Raw genomic sequence first — 18,639 nt, forward strand, 5'->3', positions numbered from 1 at the left:
AAAGGATTTCACGGAATAGTGAAGTCCTTTTTTATTTTTCTACCGTTAACTTTGCGCATCCCTCATGTATCATGAGGGTGTTTTTTTAATATGCTGGATAAGAAAAATATAATCAGAGAAGAAGAGCCGGCGGTGCTGGTCGGCCTGGTGCAGAAAGATCAGACAGAAACACAGGTACAGGAGTACCTGGATGAGTTGTCGTTCCTGGCAGAAACGGCGGGTGCCGTTACGGTGAAGCGTTTTATTCAAAAGCTGCAGCATCCTGACAGCCGCACATTTGTAGGCAAAGGAAAATTGGAAGAAATAAAAAATTATGTGCAGGGTAAAAATATCCGCATTGTAATATTTGATGACGAACTCAGCGGTTCTCAAATCACCAACATAGAAAAAGCACTGGACATAAAAGCTATCGACCGCTCTGACCTGATACTTGACATTTTTGCCCGCCGGGCAAAAACAGCACAGGCGAAAGCACAGGTAGAGTTGGCGCAATATCAATATATACTTCCAAGATTAAGAGGTATGTGGAAGCACCTGGAACGCCTGGGAGGTGGTATTGGTACAAGAGGCCCTGGTGAAACCGAAATAGAAACAGACCGTCGTATAGTGAGGGACAAAATTTCGCTGTTGCGAAAACGACTTGCCGAAATAGACAAGCAGGCGTTTACGCAACGTAAGGACAGGGGGGAATTTATTCGTGTTGCACTGGTGGGCTATACCAATGTAGGAAAGTCAACTATTATGAATTTGCTGAGTAAACGGCATGTGTTTGCGGAAAACAAATTATTTGCTACACTGGATACAACTACCAGCAAAGTGGTTTTTGAGCACACACCGTTCCTGCTGAGTGACACGGTTGGATTTATCCGTAAACTTCCACACCACCTGGTAGAGAGTTTTAAAAGCACATTGGATGAGGTGAGGGAAGCGGATATTTTATTACATGTTGTCGATATCTCTCACCCGAACTATGAGGACCAGATAGCCGTAGTAAATAAGACATTGCATGAAATGAATGCGTCCGAAAAACCTACACTGACCATTTTCAACAAAATGGATCTTTATGAAGAGAAAACCTTTGATGAATGGTTAGAAGAAAGCACCAAAAAAGAAATACTGGAGGATCTCTACGAAAGGTGGAATAATGAAACCAATGGTAACGCTGTTTTTGTATCAGCAATAGAAAGAAGAAACCTGGATAAACTTCGTGAAACGATTTTACAAAAAGTGAGAGAAATGTACCGGATCAGGTATCCTTATAAAACAGAGTTTCTTTATTAGATAAGTGAAGCCAGTGTGCTTTTTTTAGGAATTCGTGTAAATAGTATAATTCAAAAAACTTCGTGTCAAAACAATATACCTGGCATAAGATCGCTAATCATCTTAACGAACTGGATTTTGCAGATAATAATATTGCCATGGTGGAAGTAAAAGGGAAAAAAATTTGTATTGGTAAACACCGGGACAATTTTTTTGCCTTTGCCTATAAATGTCCCCACGCCGGCGGTATACTGGCTGAAGGGTATATTGATGCGCTGGGCAATGTAGTGTGCCCTTTACATCGCTATAGGTATGATTTGAAAAACGGACGAAATATAAGTGGTGAAGGATACTACTTAAAAAACTGGCCCGTGGAGTTAAAAGACGATGGCATTTTTGTGGGTATGGAATCGGGTGGATTCTTCAATTGGTTCTAGTATTCCTTTGACCAGTTTTGTCAGTTTTAAAGCTTCTTATTTGCTATACTTCTTTGCCGGTATCAGGTGAAAAAATATTTTTAAGCCCGTCCTGCGCGGGTTTTCCCGAGCGCCGCTTCAATCAGTTTGTGTTCGGTAATATTTTTAGAAGAAAGGCTGACAGCCTGCACCGTATTGTCGGCATTCAACACCGGGAAAAAATTAATATAAAACCATTTTTCTCCTTCCAGGGTGTTTAGCATTACTTCCCACTCTTCTGTGTTTCCTGCCAGCGCATTTTGAAACAGGGTCTGAAAAATTTCTTTTTTTACAGGAGAAATACAGTCCAACATGTTTTCGCCGGATTCACAATCTTTGCCGGCAATGATTCGCAGGTCACGCAGAGCCGCTTTATTCAGCAGGATGATTTTGCAATCCGTATCAAGCAGGTAAAATGCATCCTTACTACTCTCCAGCATGGCCTTGATTTTAAGATCGGATTCACGCAGTTCTTTTTGGGTATCTTTCAAAACTGTAATATCAGTGTGGGTACCCAATATTTTTATAGGCGTTCCATCCGGCATTTTATCAGTTACAATCCCGCGGTCCAGTACCCATTTTTCCCTGCCATCACAACTGATCATCCGGTATTCTTCTGAGTGCTGGTCAATAATTCCGGATTTGTATTTCCTGATATTTTCTTCAAGTACCCACTTATCATCTTCATGTATACGGGACCACCAGAGATCTGCATAATTAGAAAATTCATGCGTTTGGAAACCCAGTAAGTCGTGCGATGTTTGTGGAAATTGAGTTCTTCCTGTCGAAAAATCATGTTCCCAGATATTATCACCGATTTTTTCCAGGGTAGTGCGAAAACGGAATTCAGATTCCTTTATTTTTTCATCCTGTTTTCTTTTCTCTGTAATATCCTTTACCACACATTGATAACCGATCGGATTTTTTTGATCGCTGTATAAAACTACGGAGTGTTGTTCCACCCATTTTATATCACCGTCTTTGGTAAGAATGGGAAATTCTACGGTGAGATCAGCCGATTGATCTCTTACTTGCTGTAAATACACAGCCGAAATTTGCCCGATCCAAGAAGGTAATAAAAGCGTGGTGAAGCTCTGGCCTAATAATTCTTCCTGCGAAAATCCTGTCAGTTGTTGACAGCGTTCGTTGACATAGGTAAACAGGCCATTATTATCCGATGTAAACAGGGTAACCCCGGCTTCTTCTATCAGGCGACGGTATTTTGCTTCCCTGGTTTTAATTTCTTCCTCAACCAGTTTACGGCGGCGGATATCATTGTTCAGGCTAAGAAGGGAGCCGGCAATAAAAATAAACAACAATGTGGCTCCAATAATGATGGTAGCAGTTGCCCTATTGCGGGCATGGTTACTTGCCAGGATCCTTTCTTTCAACAGCTCTTCCTGGCGTTGCAGAAACTCACCGATCACCTTTTGGATAGAGAGGGTAAGTTGTTGATCGTTGCCATGATGTCCAGAATGCGTATTCGAATCAAACGTATTTACAATAGATTGTTGGGAAGCAATTTTCCCCGCAATCAATTTTTTTAATCCGGCCATTTTTTCCCGCTGGGCGGGATCGATTGCCAGTGAATAAGTTTGGTCTGCCAGCTGCGTTATCCCCGTCCAGGCGGAGCGAAGGGCCGGAAGCCAACGCTGGTCACGATCGGTCACAAACTGCCTGGTCAATAATTCAGTTTCAGCAAGTGCCGAACGAATACCTTCGGCTTGCCGGTTTATTTTATAGGTGTGATTGACGAGTTCTTCGTTTTTTTTGGTTTGCCGGTTGCTAAGCGCAATCAGGGTGGCAAATAGGGCGATAGTCAGCAGGGCCGCTCCAAATACCAGCACTACATTGGGTTGAACCTTAGGCACGGAGGTAAGGAGCTTGGTCATACTTTTTTGCCTGGGCAATTTAAATGGTTGTGAAATCTGGGCAAAGAGAAACTGCCAATGACAGCGCTGCAGCAGCCTGTTTGGCTAAAGTGTAAGATAGGATTCATTGGATACCGGATGTTTAACGATAAATATCGTCTCAAATTCTGGCGGGGAGAAGGTTTGTTTAGGAAATAATTATAAAAATCAGGGGAAAATACCTGGTCAATTTCGTAATTGCCCGAAGCCCGGAATAACCAGATGTTGACAAAATTTTTCTACGGGCTTTATTTTTTTGTGTTCTAACAAATTGGCTGGAAAAAGAAAATCCCTATTTTTGCACCCCCAAAGCAAATTATTCCTGCTTAGCTCAGTTGGTTAGAGCATCTGACTGTTAATCAGAGGGTCGCTGGTTCAAGTCCAGCAGCAGGAGCAGCCACACTAAAGGGTTTCATTAAATGGAGCCCTTTTTCTTTTTTGATATTCCGCACTTTGTCAATAAATAAAGCTTCAAGTGGAGGTAGAAAGAGTTTGGCGTGAGGTAGTTATTAAACTCTAATTTCTTTTCGGATCATCACCCCCTCAGAATTGCTTTACTCCTTTCAATCGCCTGCTCCAATGTATTCGTCACATTGGCCTTGCCAATGGCAAAAAGTAGCCGGGCGTCCTTCAGTTCGTTTAACACCTGCCCGCTGTGCACTTCACTTAGTACCAGTTTAGTGCCCCGCCTTTTTGATTCTTTATATACTTCTTCGATCGTTTTTATGCCTGTGGCATCAATAATGGGTACCTGTCGCATTCGTATAATCAACACCCGGGGTGTTTTCTCAATAAATTTAATGGCGTCTTTAAATTTATGTGCAGCCCCGAAAAATAGCGGCCCGGTAATTTCAAAAACTTCCACATCTCTGGGAATAGAAAAATTTCCAACAGCTTCTTCATCCTTTCCGTTATCCGTCTCCTCAATCTCTTTTTTCAAAATACTCACAGTACTGAATTGAATCATCTTGCGCATAAAAAGAAAAGCGGCCAGTATCATTCCTATCTCAATCGCCACGGTCAGATCAATTAAAACGGTTAACAAAAAAGTGGTGATCAAAACAGCCACATCACTTTTGGGGCCCTTCAATACAGATACGAAACTTTCCCATTCACTCATATTGTAGGCAATAACCACCAGAATACCTGCCAGGGTTGCCATAGGAATTAAAGCAGCCCATTGACCAACAAAAAGCATGATGAGTAATAAGGTAATGGCATGGATTATCCCGGCAATGGGTGTGCGTCCACCATTTTTTATATTAGTAGCAGTCCGGGCAATGGCGCCAGTGGCAGGAATGCCGCCAAAGATGGAAGAAAAGATATTCGCGGTTCCCTGGGCCACCAGTTCCATATTTGATCTGTGATTGCCACCAGTCATTCCATCGGCCACAACGGCGGAAAGCAAAGATTCGATACCACCCAGTAATGCAATGGTAAAGGCTGGTTGTACCAGGTTTTTTATCGTGTTGAAATCTAGATCAGGTATAGCGGGCGCCGGCAGGCTGGAAGGAATACTCCCAAATTTGCTACCGATGGTTTCAACAGGCAGATCCAGCAGTTGTGCGGCTGCTGTGGTAAGGATAATCGCAATTAAGGAGCCGGGTATCTTGTGTGTTATTTTCGGCCAGAGGAAAACGATCAACACGGTTACAGCAGCAATTAAAAAAGCATCGACATTGACTGTTTGAAAGTTGGCAAAATAAGTTTCCCACTTATTAATAAAATCAGCCGGAACCGCTCCCATCTGCAGGCCAAAAAAATCTTTCATCTGCGACGAGAAGATAATAAGCGCAATGCCACTCGTGAAACCAATGATCAGGGGATGAGGGATAAATTTAATGACCGATCCCAGCCGGGCAATGCCCATAATAATAAGCATAACACCTGCAATAAATGTGGCAATGATCAAACCATTAATGCCATACTGCTGAACAATGCCGTATACAATTACAATAAAAGCCCCGGTAGGACCGCCTATCTGCACACGGCTTCCTCCTATGGCCGAAATAATGAATCCTGCTATCACGGCTGTATAAAGCCCTTTCTCCGGTGATACACCCGATGCAATAGCAAATGCAATAGCCAGTGGCAGTGCTACTATACCTACTATCAAGCCGGCCATCAAATCTTTGGTGAATTGCTGGCGGTTATAATTTTTCAGGGTATCTAGTAATTTGGGTCTAAACATTGTTCGCCGCATGAATCCGGTTAGAAAAATAGTTGCGTTTCCAAAAGCATCTGAATAAAGTTTGGAGGGCTAGATCAACGGATTTTGGTGTTCTTTTACCGCTGACCGTCGCCCATCCAAACGATCGGGACGGCGACATTCATCAAAGTCTTCACAAATAATCTTACATCAGCCATGATCGTTACCAATGCTGGTTTTTTTAGTCTCCGTTTTGAATTTCAAAAAGTACTTCCAATATGCTTTCTTTTCATAATATCATTCCGAAGATTATTTTTTTGCCAGCTTTCTTAAATACAAAATGGCGCACTGTATATTGCACCAGTGGATATAATCAAAGCTGGCAGGCGATAGCTCCTTTAACCCTTCTTTCAGTTTAGCCAGGTAATCTGACTTTACTTTTGCTGGTAAATGTTTTTCTTTCAAAAGCTCTATCGATCTGTTAATGATCTGCTCTGTTTCTTCGCAATCACCTGCCATTCCCAGTTTTTGCACAATAAACGTTTTGTATTCTTCAATAGTCATGGCAGTTTTTTAATATTATCGGTCAATAGTTCTCACCCAGTTTTTCCAGTAAGACATCTTCAACAGGGTATCGATGAAACCCGATGCATACATGTAGTTGACACTCTCTGCTGACTGCTGGCCGGTTTTTATTTCTTTATTAAACCAGTCTGAAATTCCTCTCAGGTACGCAAGGATGTTTTCGTCATTCTTACCATTTTGAAATTGCTTTTGAATATTGCGAACTATTATTTTCTCGCAACTCAAATAACCTTCCACCTGGCTGAGCTTGCCGCTTATCTCTGTTATTTCTGATTCAAAATCAATTGGCATATTCTTAAAGTGGGCTATTATTTTTTAATCCAAAACTTCAACAGGTCGTCAACTCCTGAATCCACTCTCTGATAACCATGTGGTATTTCATCATCCAGGCTATGAAAAGTGACCAGTCTTGTGCCTGCCGGCATTCCCTCAAGTTGATTACATAAATAGCGGCTGTAATAGTCATACAATTCCCCGGAGTAATTTATGCTGTTGTCAATCTTATCTGTGCCAGCAAGGTTTTCATAAAAGGAATTGTAGAAATAGAAATGATCATAATCCCTGAGATCTAATTGTGTGAAATTGCCATGAAAAAAGGCAACGTTTTCAAAACCCAGCATTTCTTTGACGGCATCGGCCTGGTATACTAAATCTTTCCTTTGCTCAGTCCCATAATAAAAAGCATCAGGTCTGTAATAAGCAGCTCCCAGGCAAAACTTACCCACACCGCTGCCGATATCCAATACTTTTACATTTGGTTTTACTGCCAGGAAGTTGGCAGCTTTTCGGGCCACATCCAGTGGGGTCCAGTGCATACGGGCTAATTGCTGGATAGGCACAGGATAAAGTTGATCGAAGTTTAGATCGGAATAAAACCATTTGTCAGCATCAACTTTTCTTTCAAGAAGGGTCATAAGTGATCTGTTTTCCTGGTGAATGCTAAACGGCAGATTTCCCTTTACTATTCATTTGATATTCTTTTGGCATTAGCAGGTCTTTTCTTTCATAAGGCTGTGCCGGAATAATCTTTGCAATCCATCCGTTGCCTTCGGGTTGTGCTATCAGCATATTTCCATTGCCGCTGCTCAATGAATCGTTTATCGCTAATACTTTACCGTCTACCGGCATGTGTGCTTGAATTTGATAATCGTTGTACCGGATCGTAGCCAGTACTTCTCCTTGTCTCTTGAATCCCGCAGGTTCATTAAAGATCAGCTGCTGTATTTCTTTAAAGCCAAGCAATTTAAAACCACAAATGCCCACGTAGGCAATCGTCCCCTGGAAGTCGATCCACTCGTGGTCTTTGGTATAATACAAATCTTTTTTTGCCGGTTGTTCCGTTTTCATAGCTACAAAACTACCTGTGCTATCACTGCATTGCGTTAAACCTTGTCACTTCAAAAAGTGAGTTTTATCAATTTTTAAATGGGTAAATTTGCCCACCGGCATGAGCATACGAGGCATTTTTCCCATAGATCAATGGAATTTTAAAAGCGAATCCGTTTTGGCGGATTTGCCAACGGAAGATTATGCATTGTTAACCGCTCATAAATCTGAACAACTATACGCAAAAGGAGAAATCATATTTAGAGAGGGTTCTACTCCTTCCGGCATTTTTTTTATTACGGAAGGAAAAATAAAAAAATATAAAGTAGACAAAGAAGGCAAAGAGCAAATCATTTATGTAGCCAATACCGGCGAATTGATCGGCTATCACGCCATACTTGCCGAAGACCGGTACCCGGATTCTGCTGCTACATTGGAAGAAAGCAGGATAGCGTTTATTCCTAAAGAAGATTTCATGGCTGCCCTGCATCAATCTGAAATTCTGTCGAGACGCTTATTAAAAACACTCAGTCATGAGTTTGCCGTTCTGGCAAACAGTCTTTCCATGTTTGCTCAAAAATCGGTAAGAGAGCGACTGGCTCTTCAGCTGATTGTACTCCGCGAGAAATACAAAGTGAATTTTCAACCAGGCATGCCTGTCGAAATCAATATGAGCCGTGATGACCTTGCCAACCTGGTGGGTACAGCAAGAGAAAATATAGTACGGGTGCTGGGCGAATTTAAAGAAGCGAATATTTTAGAGACCAGGGGCAGGAAGATAATCGTTCATGATGTGAAGAAACTGATTGCAATCGGGAACCATAAATAGAATGGCCGGCATCAATCTTTTTATATCTTTTTTTAACATTCAACAATTACAGAATTTTCAGCTTGTACGAACAATCACAAAGAAATTATCAGTAAATTGAATTGCTGTATCCTGCTTTTGTGTATTGAGTGCTTATAGGATTTCCCAAGTAAAACACTTATATGGCGTTAGCACTGAAAATTGATTTTTACCCTAACAATACATTAAAGGCCGAATTTATTTTAGAGCCGCACTGGTGGAACATCAAAGAACTATTGGCACTTTATCCCTTTCGACAGCAATTATTAAATGGTTATAAGGATTATCACTTGCCTGTCACAAAACAACATTTAAAGGAAATACACAAGGAGCAGTTGAAATACGTTGATGCCGACCATTTGAAATTAATGGAAGGTATCGTTATTGACCAACTGGAATCTGTCTTTAGTTCAGATACAATATTCAAAAAAATTGAAATTAATATTTACGAGTGGAAAACAGGATAAACAAAAGAAATATATTGAACAGTTGTTGTAGGATGGTCCTCCTTATAAAGCTATTCGTTTAGGTATTTCAGCAAATAGGCGTAATGGCTGGTTACAGGAAGTTATTTATGATTTTTGTGATTGTGTTCTAATTGGGCCATCATGTTTTATCTCTTTCAAAACACATCCCCTTCATCCAACAAACCTATATTCATCAGTTTAATCCGGACACCGTTCTCTCCCCTGCCTAATTTTTTGGCTATATCTTTTAATGAAGTGCCGGCGGCATAAAGTTCTTCCAGCGTATCCTCTTCTTCATCCGTCCAGCGTTTGCCGTGGTTGGTTGTTTTCTTTGATGTACTTCCAGCTCCATAATTTTTTGCTGCTGAACGGCTGTAAACGTCCCAGTCATCGGAAAAGTTGTTTTTATAACGGGCATGCTGCGTTGGCATGGGCGCCGCCAGTTCTATGCTTCGCAAAGGATTTATTTCCGCCGGCATGATCAATTTATTTTTGGCGCGGGTGGCGGCCACATATAAAATATTTACTTCTTCAGCCAGCCGGTTTTTATCTCCCTCATTTATATTATCGCCGCCATATTGCCCGATATATTTTTCTAATTTTTCTTCATTGATAAAATCATCGAGCAGGGTCACTTCATCATACTCCATGCCCTTGCAGCGGTGCACGGTGCTGAAGATCCTTTCGGCTTCTTCCTTTGTAGCAGTATGATGTTGTTTTAATTCACTGATAAGGCCGGGTAACTTATTGCCAAATTCTTTCACCACTTCCACGATCATGCCCAAGCTGTTGTCTTCTGTTTTTTCAATATACTCTTCCAGCTCCTTCATGCTTTTCATTTCAGCGATCAGCTTGTCTTTTATCTTATCTCTTTTACCAGTGAACAAATTGAGTACATCGTATAAAGAAGCGCCTTCATCGGCGAACGTGTAACTGTTGATATTACCTTCAAAATACAACTTGTCTAATTGGCCATGTTGCCATTGCGCAATGGCGCTGAACAATAAACCCAGGTTGGTTCTGCCCAGTGTAGCTTTTGTAGCATTGGCAGCATCAGGCTTGCCGGCGCCGGTAATTTTTACCGCCGGTGTTTGCTGCAACTTCTTTTTCCAGGCTAATATTTTATTGGCCACCAGTGCCACTTCATCATCAAATCGGAAACTGTTGCTGAGATTGTAAACCGGGAAATCCACCTGCTGCAGGCTGTTGATAGCATAGCGCCAGCCATAGATCTGCTGGTGCGCATCGCCAACTATTATTTTAACAGCGTCCTGTTTTAAAAATACATCAAGCATAGCTGCACTGGCATCCTGCCCTTCATCAAACAAAATATATTCATAGTGTAAAACAGGACGGCTTAACTGGAATTTTTTTAAATAAAAATCATGCGTGACGGCTATATCGCCTTTATCCATTTTGGCCAATGCCTGCCGGGTGAAACCTTCAATGACTGCATAAAAATTTTTTACGAAGGTTTTTGCCTTTATATCGCTAACAACATCCGCATAATTCAGCTCCTGTACTTTCACCAGGTGGCTGTTGCAGAAATAACTGATAAACTTGGTGACATGGCTGGCTACAATAAAATCAGCATGGCGGTCGCCGGTTTTAATGCCCAGCATATCGCACCATTCATGACTTTTATAACCGGCTACTACCTGGTAAGGGCTATGCTTCACTACATGATCAAATGCCAGGGAGTGGGCCGTTTCAACTTTTACATTGCTGATGCCCGCCGCTGCAAACTTTTGAATTGCTTCCGTTTTTACTGTTTTATTAAAAGCGAGGTATAATATTTTGCTATTGGCCGGGCGGCTTTTAGCGTATTCAATAAGCGTAGTGGTTTTGCCGCTGCCTGCCACGGCATTGATCACCAGGTTGGTATTGGTGTTTAATACGGCTTCTTGTTCGGAGGTAAGTTGCATGTCTCCCAAATTTCAGCAATTTATTGTAACAGGCACAATAGAAGATGTAACCAAATCAAAAACCGGTACTATCTTCAACCGGAAATTATCCCGGCATTATGTCACTGAAATATTTCCCACTAAGTATTTTTCTTTGTGAATCCTGGCGGCGGGATACATATCGCCAAAATCCGGTTGACACAGTATCAGGATCTTTATTGCAACATTTTTTTTCTTCACCCGTCGAATCAAACAGTGAATACATCAGCAGGGAATAACTGGTCAGACAGGCAACTGGTAGAAAAGGTATTGGGCGGCGATAACGCCGCCTTTGGTCTTATTGTAAAAAATACGGAACCCCTGGTAGCCCAGATCGTTTTTAAAATGATTGATAACCCCGAAGATCGAAAGGACCTTGCACAGGACATTTACCTGAAAGTGTTCCATAAACTAAGCTCTTTCAAATTTGAATCAAAGCTATCAACCTGGATAGCCCAGGTCAGCTATAACAATTGTTTTGATTACCTGCGAAAGAAAAAATTGCTGCTCCCCGGCAATTTGGAACAAGAAAAGGTTCCGGAAGAAGACTATGGCGATAGGGACCCGTTCCAAACATATTCATCGCAGATCAGTAACGATCTTGTCGTGCAGAAAGACCTTTCAGCCATCCTGCGTGAAGCCATTGAAACATTATCACCTGTTTATAGAACATTGATCAGTTTGTATCATCAGCAGGAATTGAGTTATGATGAAATTGGTTATATCACCGGCTTGCCGGAAGGGACGGTCAAGAGCTATTTATTCCGGGCAAGAAAGGCATTAAAAGAAAATTTGTTAGTTCATTACAAAAAGGAGGATTTATGTTAGACAAACATTTAACCGACGAAGAAATTCAGCGGTTCCTGCTGGATGGGAAGCAATCAAATAGCAATATGGCGGATCATCTCCGGGTATGTAATGACTGCAAGGCCAGGGTCGCCACCTATGAACTATTGTTTGCAGGCATCGCCGAACAGGAGAAACCTTGCTTTGAATTCAACCTTGCAGAATTAGTCGTAGCTCAACTTCCCAAAAAACAAGTTGCCGCAGACAGGTTACCCATTTTCCTGCTGGCTTTTGTTATGATCTTATTGGGTGGAGCCGGATATGTTTTTCGTCAATACCTGGCTTTATTGTTTGCGGGTATCGGTTCGCTGGCAGTTTATTTAATGATCATTAGTGTTTTTGTCATACTCCTCTTCTTTTGCCTGGATATGTATAAAAACTATCAAAGAAAAATGCAGGCATTGGACCTGGTATAGTGCAACATTCATAAAATACATGCGTCAAATTCAATAAGTCAAAAAAGTAAAAAATATAAAAATGAAAAAGATCGTTACCGTTGTTTTGGCCGGATTAATAACCACTGCTGCCAGTGCCCAGGACAATTATCCACGCATTGGCGGAGAAGTATTTAGAGCCGTTGCCGTGATATTCGTGCTCCTGTCGTTTATGGTTTTTATTATTTCGATTTTGAAACGGATTTTTGAATATCGCTTAAAAAATAAAATTGTAGAAAAAGGAATTGCCGAAAACATTGCTTCCTCTATTTTACAAACGGATGCCCGTGAAAATAAGGATAGCAATATAAAGTGGGCAGCGCTTTTAGCGGGAATGGGTGCCGGCCTTACACTGGTAAATTATACTATGCCGCTGGGTATTCATTCTTTGGCAATCATGTCATTTTGTATTGCATTGAGCTTTTTAGGTTATTTCTTTTACCTGAAAAGCTCGGGGAAATAAGCGGGGTCTTCTATTTTGAAAGATCGGGTTTGATCTCTCCTTTTTTTTCAGCGATAATTTTATGCAGCAACTCCACTTGCTTTCTTTTTTCATCTATTCCCGGCTCTTGCTTGTTGGCTTTATGCATCGCCTGCAGCTCCTGAATGTTTTTCATCATAAGCTGAATGAGTTCATCAAGGTTCATTTGTTTCAGGTATTCTTCAGTCATAATCCTGTTTAATAGTCTCCAATAATAATCGTCATACCCGCACAGTTGGTTTGAATAACCAACTATGCTGCCTTAATGTGCCTTAATCTGATCCCTAAAAGCAAGTATTTAAAGATACTCGATTAGGAGAGAAATGTAATACTACAAACCGGTAATCAAATGGTATGAATGAAAGCTGAAGTAGTTTTCCTCCGTAATTGGTGCAGGTTTTCGGACTATGGGCAAATCCCCTTGCAGTTTTCCGCATTTTCTTGATAAAACATCTCCGGGACTTCAAAAATAGAACTAATTGTATGTTTTTTGCATACATACGTGATTTCAATTTGCCGTCATGATTGATTTAAAGAAATATAACCTGCCCGAGCTGCTTGACTTATTAAGCCAGTATACAGCCGATCATATCCGGGTTATAGCGCAAAGCACCAGCCGGCAAGATCTGGAAAACAGTAAGGCCAAACTCAAGCAGGTCCAGGCGGAGATTGAAAAAAGAAAGGCTAACCGGCCAGGGAATAATTTCAATAAGCTGGCTGGTTAATGAATGGGATCGATTAAAGTTACTTAGCCTATTTCCTACCAACTGTTAGTTATCATAATTTTGGTCGGCTACATTTTTTCTGGAAATATTTTCTACATCTCGTTTGAGTGTAGAGCTATTTTCTCGAATCTTACCCAACCTTTTTTGTATAAAGCGTAATTTTTATTTGCACGCCATTTGCTATCTGCATCCAAACGCAACTGCGATGTTGGATTTAAAAAATCTGGAGTTATCTGATCTTTTGGACCTGTTGGTCGATCAGACTGCGTGGCATACTCAATTGATTACTTCCGGCGCATCAGAAACGGAGTTAAGGAATAGCCGTCTTCTTTTAATAGAAATACAGGAAGAAATTGTATGGAGGAAAAAGGTGGTCAATATTCCGGTAGCAACCTATTCTTCCATCTCCACCGAAAATTAATCAATCGTCTTCTCTACTTGTTGGCTGCAAATTGGTTATATAACGGGTTTTGATAAGTGTTTAAAAGCCACTGCTGCCGGCCTTCAAATTAATGATCAAACATTGACATTCTTTTAAAAAAATATGTTGATAAGATGACATTTGAATCTTTATCCGGCATACTTTTTTCATTCTCACAGCTCCCTTAATCATTAAACTTATGACTGAAAATTCGATTACCTCACCAGGTATGCCTGGGCTTACTATCGTTAAGAAGGAAAGCAAAAAGAAGAGCCGGAGCCGGGCAAAATTGATAAATATGCAGGCATTGCCGCAGGTTCGTCAAGTCCTGCTTCCTCCATTGCAGGAAGGATACATTAAAGCTAAAAAACATGATTTTCTGTAAGCGGGTCTGCTGATTTATAATTCAGCCTATATGGGTTTGAAAATTTGGATTCGTCTATCGGGTCTATAGTTTTTGGCTATTCATAAAGTCTTCTTTTGGAATATTTGTTATAGCCATATGTAATTTCTTCTGCCTGAAATACTACCTTGGACAGGGCCGTAAATTACTACGATGAAAATTGCGACGTATAATGTGAATGGCATTAATGGACGACTGCCTGTCTTACTCCGGTGGCTGAAAGAGGCAAAACCAGATATCGTTTGTTTACAGGAGCTTAAAGCAATGCAAAACAAATTTCCTGAAAAGGAGATATTAGCGGCAGGCTATCATTCCATATGGAATGGACAAAAAAGCTGGAACGGCGTTGCTATTTTATCCCGCTATGGAGAAATACAGGAGTTAAGGCGGGTATTGCCGGGAGACCCGAAAGACAGTCATAGTCGTTATATGGAGGCGATTATAAACAAGATGGTGATTGCCTGCTTATACCTGCCAAATGGTAATCCCTATCCCGGCCCTAAGTTTGACTACAAGCTGAAATGGTTTAGGCGATTGTCTGCTCACGCAAAAAAATTACTTGCTCATGAGGTACCGGTGGCTCTGATTGGCGACTTTAACGTGATGCCAACAGAGTTGGATGTATATAAGCCTGAACGCTGGGTTGATGATGCACTCTTTCGCATAGAAGTTCGTACCGCTTTTAAACGATTGACGGACCAGGGCTGGACAGATGCAATCCGCAAACTGCATCCGAATGAGAGAGTTTATACTTTCTGGGATTATTTCCGCAATGCTTTTAGTCGTGATGCTGGTCTCAGGCTTGATCATTTTTTATTGAGCCCACAACTAAGCCGCCGATTGGTGGCGGCTGGAGTAGACCGCCATGTAAGAGGTTGGGAAAAAACAAGTGATCATGCGCCTGCCTGGATTGAATTAAAAGAAAAATAAATTGGGTAAGGAAAGTTTTTCATCAATCCATCTGCAAGGGCGGCCCATGTGCTCTACTTGCAGTCCGGCTTTCATATAAAAGGTTCACCGGTTTAATTTTTATTGCACCAGTTCAAATTTTACATTGTTCACCGACCCCGGAATGCTTAGTGCATCTATTGCTCCCTCAATTCTTCCTATCCTGATCAAGTCTCTTGAGCCGGAATAGTTTTTATAGAAAATAGCAATGTTACCCCACGGTGCATAGCAATTAATATCACCGATTGCAGGGTCGCTTACGGCTTTACGTTCATTTGTAGATAATGTGCGGGACGGATAAAAAATCTTTTCCGTTCCTGCAAAATCTTCAAGGTTTACTGTAATGGGAAGAAGGGCAATGAAATCCCTTGTTGTCACATTGTCGTACAATCTCGCCGTAAGCACTTTATCACCGACGGTTATTCTGAGCTTCATGCTGTCTGTAATTGTAATGTTATTGGAATTGTTCGCAGAAGCAGTATCGCCATCAGCTTTACATGCGTAGAGCGGGATGAAGATTAGAGCCAGCAATAATGCGATAATGACTTTCATATTTTAAAAATTATCCGGAGTTAAATGTTTTGACAATACATTGCTTTAAATCTTTTTCCTTTAAGCTTTTCTTATTTCAGACTCTTTGTAAAGAATGATGTCAGCTTGTCAAAAGGAATAACATCTACCTTATCATACAAATCAACGTGATTGGCGTTCGGAATAATCATTAACTCTTTTGGTTCGGCTGCTGCTTTGTAAGCATCTTCGCTGAAATAACGTGAATGGGCATTTTCACCTGCTATTAAAAGAATTGGCCGGGGTGAGGCTTCTTTGATGTATGTTAAGAGTGGCATATTCATAAACGATAGCGCATTGGTAGCAGTCCATGAACCGGTTGAGTTGGGCGAATTTGGATGAAAACCACGGGGAGTGCGGTAGTAATTGAAATAATCCACTACAAATTGAGGTTCGTTGCCTTCCAGCTTTTCAGGTAAAATACGTGGGCCGGCAGCTGGTGTTTCCTTCTCTGCATCTTTCCAACGTTGCTGGCTCATCTGCTCAAGCATTTGATTGCGTTGTTCACTGGTAAGTTTATCATAATAACCTTTTGCCATCACCCGTGACATGTCATACATGCTGGTGGTTGCAACGGCCTTCACACGTTTATCAATTGCTGTGGCGTTCAGCGCCATGCCACCAAAACCACAAATACCAATGATACCTATCCGGTTCCTGTCAACAAGCGATTGCAAACCGAGATAGTCCACTGCTGCACTAAAATCTTCCGTATTAATGTCGGGCGATGCTACATTACGTGGTTCGCCTCCACTTTCACCTGTATAAGATGGGTCGAAGGCAAGGGTAACAAAGCCACGTTCTGCCATTGTGTTAGCATATAGTCCCGAAGATTGTTCTTTAACCGCACCAAACGGGCCGCTGATGGCAAGTGCAGCTAATGGTTCGCCTCCACGATTTTTAGGAAGGTATAAATCAGCTGATATAGATATTCCGTAACGGTTTTTGTAAGTTACTTTTTGCCGGGTTACTTTATCACTTAACTGAAAAGTGTAATGATCTGTTTGTTCTGTTGTTTTCATCTTTTTGCATTTTACTTCTTGATTTGTTTGTGAATAAGTTTGTCCCATCATCGTTAGGGACAGCATTGTAAAAACTGCTATTCTTTTCATGTGTATATTTTTTATTGTATTTTGGCCACATGGAATTCGCCATAAAATTTTCATCGGTGATTGGTATAATACCTCGAAAATTTTATGGCTCATTTCATGGTTTTAAAATTTATGATAAATCAATTTGCTTAATAATTTTAGCAGGAATACCGCCCACAATCGTATTGTCTGCAACATCTTTAGAAACCACTGCCCCTGCTGCAACAACAGCATTTTCACCAATGGTTACACCAGGCAGTATCGTGGCTGCTGCACCAATCCATGCATTCCGTTTGATAACTATTGACTTTAACAGGAGTGATTGTCTGTCTGCAGGATCTAACGAATGATTTTCGGTGATGAGGTTGACCTTGGGTCCTATCAATACATCATCTTCAATTGTAATGCCACCCAAATCGAGAAATGAACAGGCATGGTTGATAAATACATTTTTACCAAGAGTAATAAACCGTCCAAAATTGGTAAAGAATGGAGGAAATATTCTTGTGCTCTTATCTATTGAAGAACCGATGATCTCGCTTAAACGTTCTCTTACCTGATCAATATTGATAGAAGCATTGAGATGCACAGACAACTCTTGTGCACGGGCAACCAACTCCCTCACCTTCGCAAATTGCGGGTCATCAAAACGAAATAAACCTCCCGCTCTCATTCTATCAAATATTTCGCTTTCGTTCTGATTGGAGACATTTTGGTTTTCCAGCTCGTCCATTGCCACTGCATTTGATAACATACCACAAAGGTCTCTCCATAATTACCCTGCATGGTAAAGATTATCAAACCAATGATTAAGGATTTCAAGCAATCTCCACCCGTAAAGATGAGGGAATAGTACCGGTTATTCTTTTGAAGTAGTTGTTGAAGTAGGTAGGGTATTCAAAGCCAAGCGCATAAGCAATTTCAGCAATCGTCCAGTCGGTATGGTGCAATAATGCCTTCGCTTCAGTAACAATCCTTTCAGCAATATGCGTAGAAGTTGATTTGCCGGTAATTTCTTTCACGGCACGATTTAAATGATTAACATGTACAGATAATGACTTTGCATAATCCTGCGCGGTCTTTAATTGAAGCGGACGGTCGGTGCTTTCAACCGGAAACTGCCGTTCCATCAGTTCAAGAAATACTGAAGTAATGCGTGAAGCAGCATTTTTGTGTTGGTCATAGTTTTCCGAAGGCTGCAGTTTCAAAGCTTCGTGAATAATCAAATTAATGTAGTTCCGTATCAGGTCGTCTTTGTAAGCATAATCGGTTTGTTGCTCATCAATCATTTTTTGGAAGATCGTATTTAAAAATTCCCGCTGTTGCTCATTTATTTTCAAAATAGGTGTGCCTCCAATCTTAAAGAGCGGTGACCGTTGCAGGCTTTCAGAACGGTCAGATAATTTTAAAAAGTCTTCTGAAAAAAGAACAGTGTAGCCTACATAACTTCTTGAAATGGTCTCCCATGAATAAGGTATATGGGGATTGCCAAAAAACAAAGCAGTCCCCTCGGTTTCAAAACTCCTGTCTGCATAGTGAATAATGCTCTTACCGGTTGTGAGGCAAATTTTATAAAAATCCTTTCTGCTATAAATGCGGGTTGCCTGGCCATCGCTTTCAATTTGAAACACTTTAAAGCCTTTTAGCTTTAGTTCATTATTGAACTCTGAAACCGAACGCACATTTTTGGTTTGCATGGAGTAAAGTTAGGAAAATCAAAACTGGGGAGATTGCTAAAAAATACTTTAGTGTTTCTAATTTACGGTTGAACTAAAGGC

At 41.0% G+C, this 18,639-nt stretch carries 23 protein-coding genes and 1 tRNA gene; 12 read left to right on the top strand and 12 right to left on the bottom strand.

From position 1 onward, the window contains the following. The first annotated feature begins 90 nt into the window (after nucleotides 1–90). Together hflX and P2W73_RS20430 are read left to right on the top strand one after the other, a co-directional pair. The gene (gene hflX / locus P2W73_RS20425; protein WP_276503956.1) at nucleotides 91–1,281 is read left to right on the top strand and encodes a GTPase HflX; all 1,191 of its coding nucleotides are present in this window, start codon (nucleotides 91–93) and stop codon (nucleotides 1,279–1,281) included. A gap of 62 nt (nucleotides 1,282–1,343) precedes the next feature. Further along, a complete protein-coding gene (locus P2W73_RS20430; protein WP_276503957.1) occupies nucleotides 1,344–1,697 on the top strand; it encodes a Rieske (2Fe-2S) protein in 354 nt (117 codons plus the stop codon). Between the two features lie 80 nt (nucleotides 1,698–1,777). Here the strand turns inward: P2W73_RS20430 and P2W73_RS20435 are convergent, their stop codons facing one another. Continuing rightward, nucleotides 1,778–3,607, bottom strand: a complete 1,830-nt coding sequence (locus P2W73_RS20435) for a PAS domain S-box protein (RefSeq protein ID WP_276503958.1) — start codon at nucleotides 3,605–3,607, stop codon at nucleotides 1,778–1,780. Nucleotides 3,608–3,945: 338 nt separating this feature from the next. Here P2W73_RS20435 and P2W73_RS20440 point away from each other — a divergent pair. After that, nucleotides 3,946–4,019: transfer RNA gene (locus P2W73_RS20440), tRNA-Asn, on the top strand. A 141-nt stretch (nucleotides 4,020–4,160) separates the two neighbouring features. Here the strand turns inward: P2W73_RS20440 and P2W73_RS20445 are convergent. The 5 genes from P2W73_RS20445 to P2W73_RS20465 form a co-directional block, all read right to left on the bottom strand. Further along, on the bottom strand, nucleotides 4,161–5,828 hold the full coding sequence (locus P2W73_RS20445) for a SulP family inorganic anion transporter (protein ID WP_276503959.1): 1,668 nt from the start codon (nucleotides 5,826–5,828) through the stop codon (nucleotides 4,161–4,163). A gap of 255 nt (nucleotides 5,829–6,083) precedes the next feature. Further along, complete coding sequence (locus P2W73_RS20450; RefSeq protein ID WP_276503960.1) at nucleotides 6,084–6,338, bottom strand: hypothetical protein; 255 nt, start codon at nucleotides 6,336–6,338, stop codon at nucleotides 6,084–6,086. Between the two features lie 15 nt (nucleotides 6,339–6,353). After that, nucleotides 6,354–6,650 (bottom strand): hypothetical protein, encoded by a 297-nt coding sequence (locus P2W73_RS20455; protein WP_276503961.1) that lies wholly within the window; start codon nucleotides 6,648–6,650, stop codon nucleotides 6,354–6,356. A gap of 17 nt (nucleotides 6,651–6,667) precedes the next feature. After that, complete coding sequence (locus tag P2W73_RS20460; protein WP_276503962.1) at nucleotides 6,668–7,273, bottom strand: methyltransferase domain-containing protein; 606 nt, start codon at nucleotides 7,271–7,273, stop codon at nucleotides 6,668–6,670. Between the two features lie 25 nt (nucleotides 7,274–7,298). Continuing rightward, nucleotides 7,299–7,706: a glycine cleavage system protein H gene (locus P2W73_RS20465; RefSeq protein ID WP_276503963.1), complete on the bottom strand. Its 408-nt coding sequence runs from the start codon at nucleotides 7,704–7,706 to the stop codon at nucleotides 7,299–7,301. Between the two features lie 100 nt (nucleotides 7,707–7,806). On the opposite strand from P2W73_RS20465, the gene P2W73_RS20470 reads away from it, so the two are divergent. Together P2W73_RS20470 and P2W73_RS20475 are read left to right on the top strand one after the other, a co-directional pair. Continuing rightward, nucleotides 7,807–8,514 (top strand): Crp/Fnr family transcriptional regulator, encoded by a 708-nt coding sequence (locus P2W73_RS20470; RefSeq protein WP_276503964.1) that lies wholly within the window; start codon nucleotides 7,807–7,809, stop codon nucleotides 8,512–8,514. 161 nt (nucleotides 8,515–8,675) lie between these two features. Next, nucleotides 8,676–8,999 carry a hypothetical protein gene (locus P2W73_RS20475; protein WP_276503965.1) on the top strand — a complete coding sequence of 108 codons (324 nt, stop codon included), beginning with the start codon at nucleotides 8,676–8,678 and terminating at the stop codon, nucleotides 8,997–8,999. 155 nt (nucleotides 9,000–9,154) lie between these two features. Here P2W73_RS20475 and P2W73_RS20480 read toward each other — a convergent pair whose 3' ends face one another. Beyond that, a complete protein-coding gene (locus P2W73_RS20480; protein ID WP_276503966.1) occupies nucleotides 9,155–10,924 on the bottom strand; it encodes a 3'-5' exonuclease in 1,770 nt (589 codons plus the stop codon). Between the two features lie 234 nt (nucleotides 10,925–11,158). Here P2W73_RS20480 and P2W73_RS20485 point away from each other — a divergent pair, with 234 nt between their 5' ends. The 3 genes from P2W73_RS20485 (at nucleotide 11,159) to P2W73_RS20495 (ending at nucleotide 12,685) form a co-directional block, all read left to right on the top strand. Continuing rightward, complete coding sequence (locus P2W73_RS20485; protein WP_276503967.1) at nucleotides 11,159–11,770, top strand: RNA polymerase sigma factor; 612 nt, start codon at nucleotides 11,159–11,161, stop codon at nucleotides 11,768–11,770. Beyond that, the gene (locus P2W73_RS20490; RefSeq protein WP_276503968.1) at nucleotides 11,764–12,204 is read left to right on the top strand and encodes a hypothetical protein; all 441 of its coding nucleotides are present in this window, start codon (nucleotides 11,764–11,766) and stop codon (nucleotides 12,202–12,204) included. Before P2W73_RS20485 ends, P2W73_RS20490 begins: the two co-directional genes overlap by 7 nt. Before the next feature lie 61 nt (nucleotides 12,205–12,265). After that, complete coding sequence (locus P2W73_RS20495) at nucleotides 12,266–12,685, top strand: hypothetical protein (protein WP_276503969.1); 420 nt, start codon at nucleotides 12,266–12,268, stop codon at nucleotides 12,683–12,685. A gap of 10 nt (nucleotides 12,686–12,695) precedes the next feature. On the opposite strand, the gene P2W73_RS20500 is transcribed toward P2W73_RS20495, so the two are convergent. Next, the gene (locus tag P2W73_RS20500; RefSeq protein ID WP_276503970.1) at nucleotides 12,696–12,893 is read right to left on the bottom strand and encodes a hypothetical protein; all 198 of its coding nucleotides are present in this window, start codon (nucleotides 12,891–12,893) and stop codon (nucleotides 12,696–12,698) included. A 331-nt stretch (nucleotides 12,894–13,224) separates the two neighbouring features. Between P2W73_RS20500 and P2W73_RS20505 the strand changes: the two genes are divergently transcribed. The 4 genes from P2W73_RS20505 (at nucleotide 13,225) to xth (ending at nucleotide 15,182) form a co-directional block, all read left to right on the top strand. Then, nucleotides 13,225–13,428: a hypothetical protein gene (locus P2W73_RS20505; protein WP_276503971.1), complete on the top strand. Its 204-nt coding sequence runs from the start codon at nucleotides 13,225–13,227 to the stop codon at nucleotides 13,426–13,428. Nucleotides 13,429–13,633: 205 nt separating this feature from the next. Then, complete coding sequence (locus P2W73_RS20510; RefSeq protein WP_276503972.1) at nucleotides 13,634–13,849, top strand: hypothetical protein; 216 nt, start codon at nucleotides 13,634–13,636, stop codon at nucleotides 13,847–13,849. A 199-nt stretch (nucleotides 13,850–14,048) separates the two neighbouring features. Continuing rightward, nucleotides 14,049–14,234 (top strand): hypothetical protein, encoded by a 186-nt coding sequence (locus tag P2W73_RS20515; RefSeq protein WP_276503973.1) that lies wholly within the window; start codon nucleotides 14,049–14,051, stop codon nucleotides 14,232–14,234. A 171-nt stretch (nucleotides 14,235–14,405) separates the two neighbouring features. Further along, entirely contained in the window at nucleotides 14,406–15,182 is a 777-nt protein-coding gene (gene xth / locus P2W73_RS20520) for an exodeoxyribonuclease III (RefSeq protein WP_276503974.1), read from the top strand. 99 nt (nucleotides 15,183–15,281) lie between these two features. On the opposite strand, the gene P2W73_RS20525 is transcribed toward xth, so the two are convergent. From P2W73_RS20525 to P2W73_RS20540, 4 genes are all read right to left on the bottom strand, one after another. Continuing rightward, a complete protein-coding gene (locus P2W73_RS20525; protein WP_276503975.1) occupies nucleotides 15,282–15,752 on the bottom strand; it encodes a cyclophilin-like fold protein in 471 nt (156 codons plus the stop codon). Nucleotides 15,753–15,823: 71 nt separating this feature from the next. Continuing rightward, nucleotides 15,824–16,882 carry an alpha/beta hydrolase gene (locus tag P2W73_RS20530; protein ID WP_276503976.1) on the bottom strand — a complete coding sequence of 353 codons (1,059 nt, stop codon included), beginning with the start codon at nucleotides 16,880–16,882 and terminating at the stop codon, nucleotides 15,824–15,826. Between the two features lie 109 nt (nucleotides 16,883–16,991). Then, complete coding sequence (locus P2W73_RS20535; RefSeq protein ID WP_276503977.1) at nucleotides 16,992–17,615, bottom strand: DapH/DapD/GlmU-related protein; 624 nt, start codon at nucleotides 17,613–17,615, stop codon at nucleotides 16,992–16,994. 64 nt (nucleotides 17,616–17,679) lie between these two features. Next, nucleotides 17,680–18,558 carry a helix-turn-helix domain-containing protein gene (locus P2W73_RS20540; RefSeq protein WP_276503978.1) on the bottom strand — a complete coding sequence of 293 codons (879 nt, stop codon included), beginning with the start codon at nucleotides 18,556–18,558 and terminating at the stop codon, nucleotides 17,680–17,682. Nucleotides 18,559–18,639 lie beyond the last annotated feature (81 nt).

It is taken from the genome of Terrimonas pollutisoli, from assembly GCF_029360765.1.
In the GTDB taxonomy this organism is placed as follows: Bacteria; Bacteroidota; Bacteroidia; order Chitinophagales; family Chitinophagaceae; genus Terrimonas_B; species Terrimonas_B pollutisoli.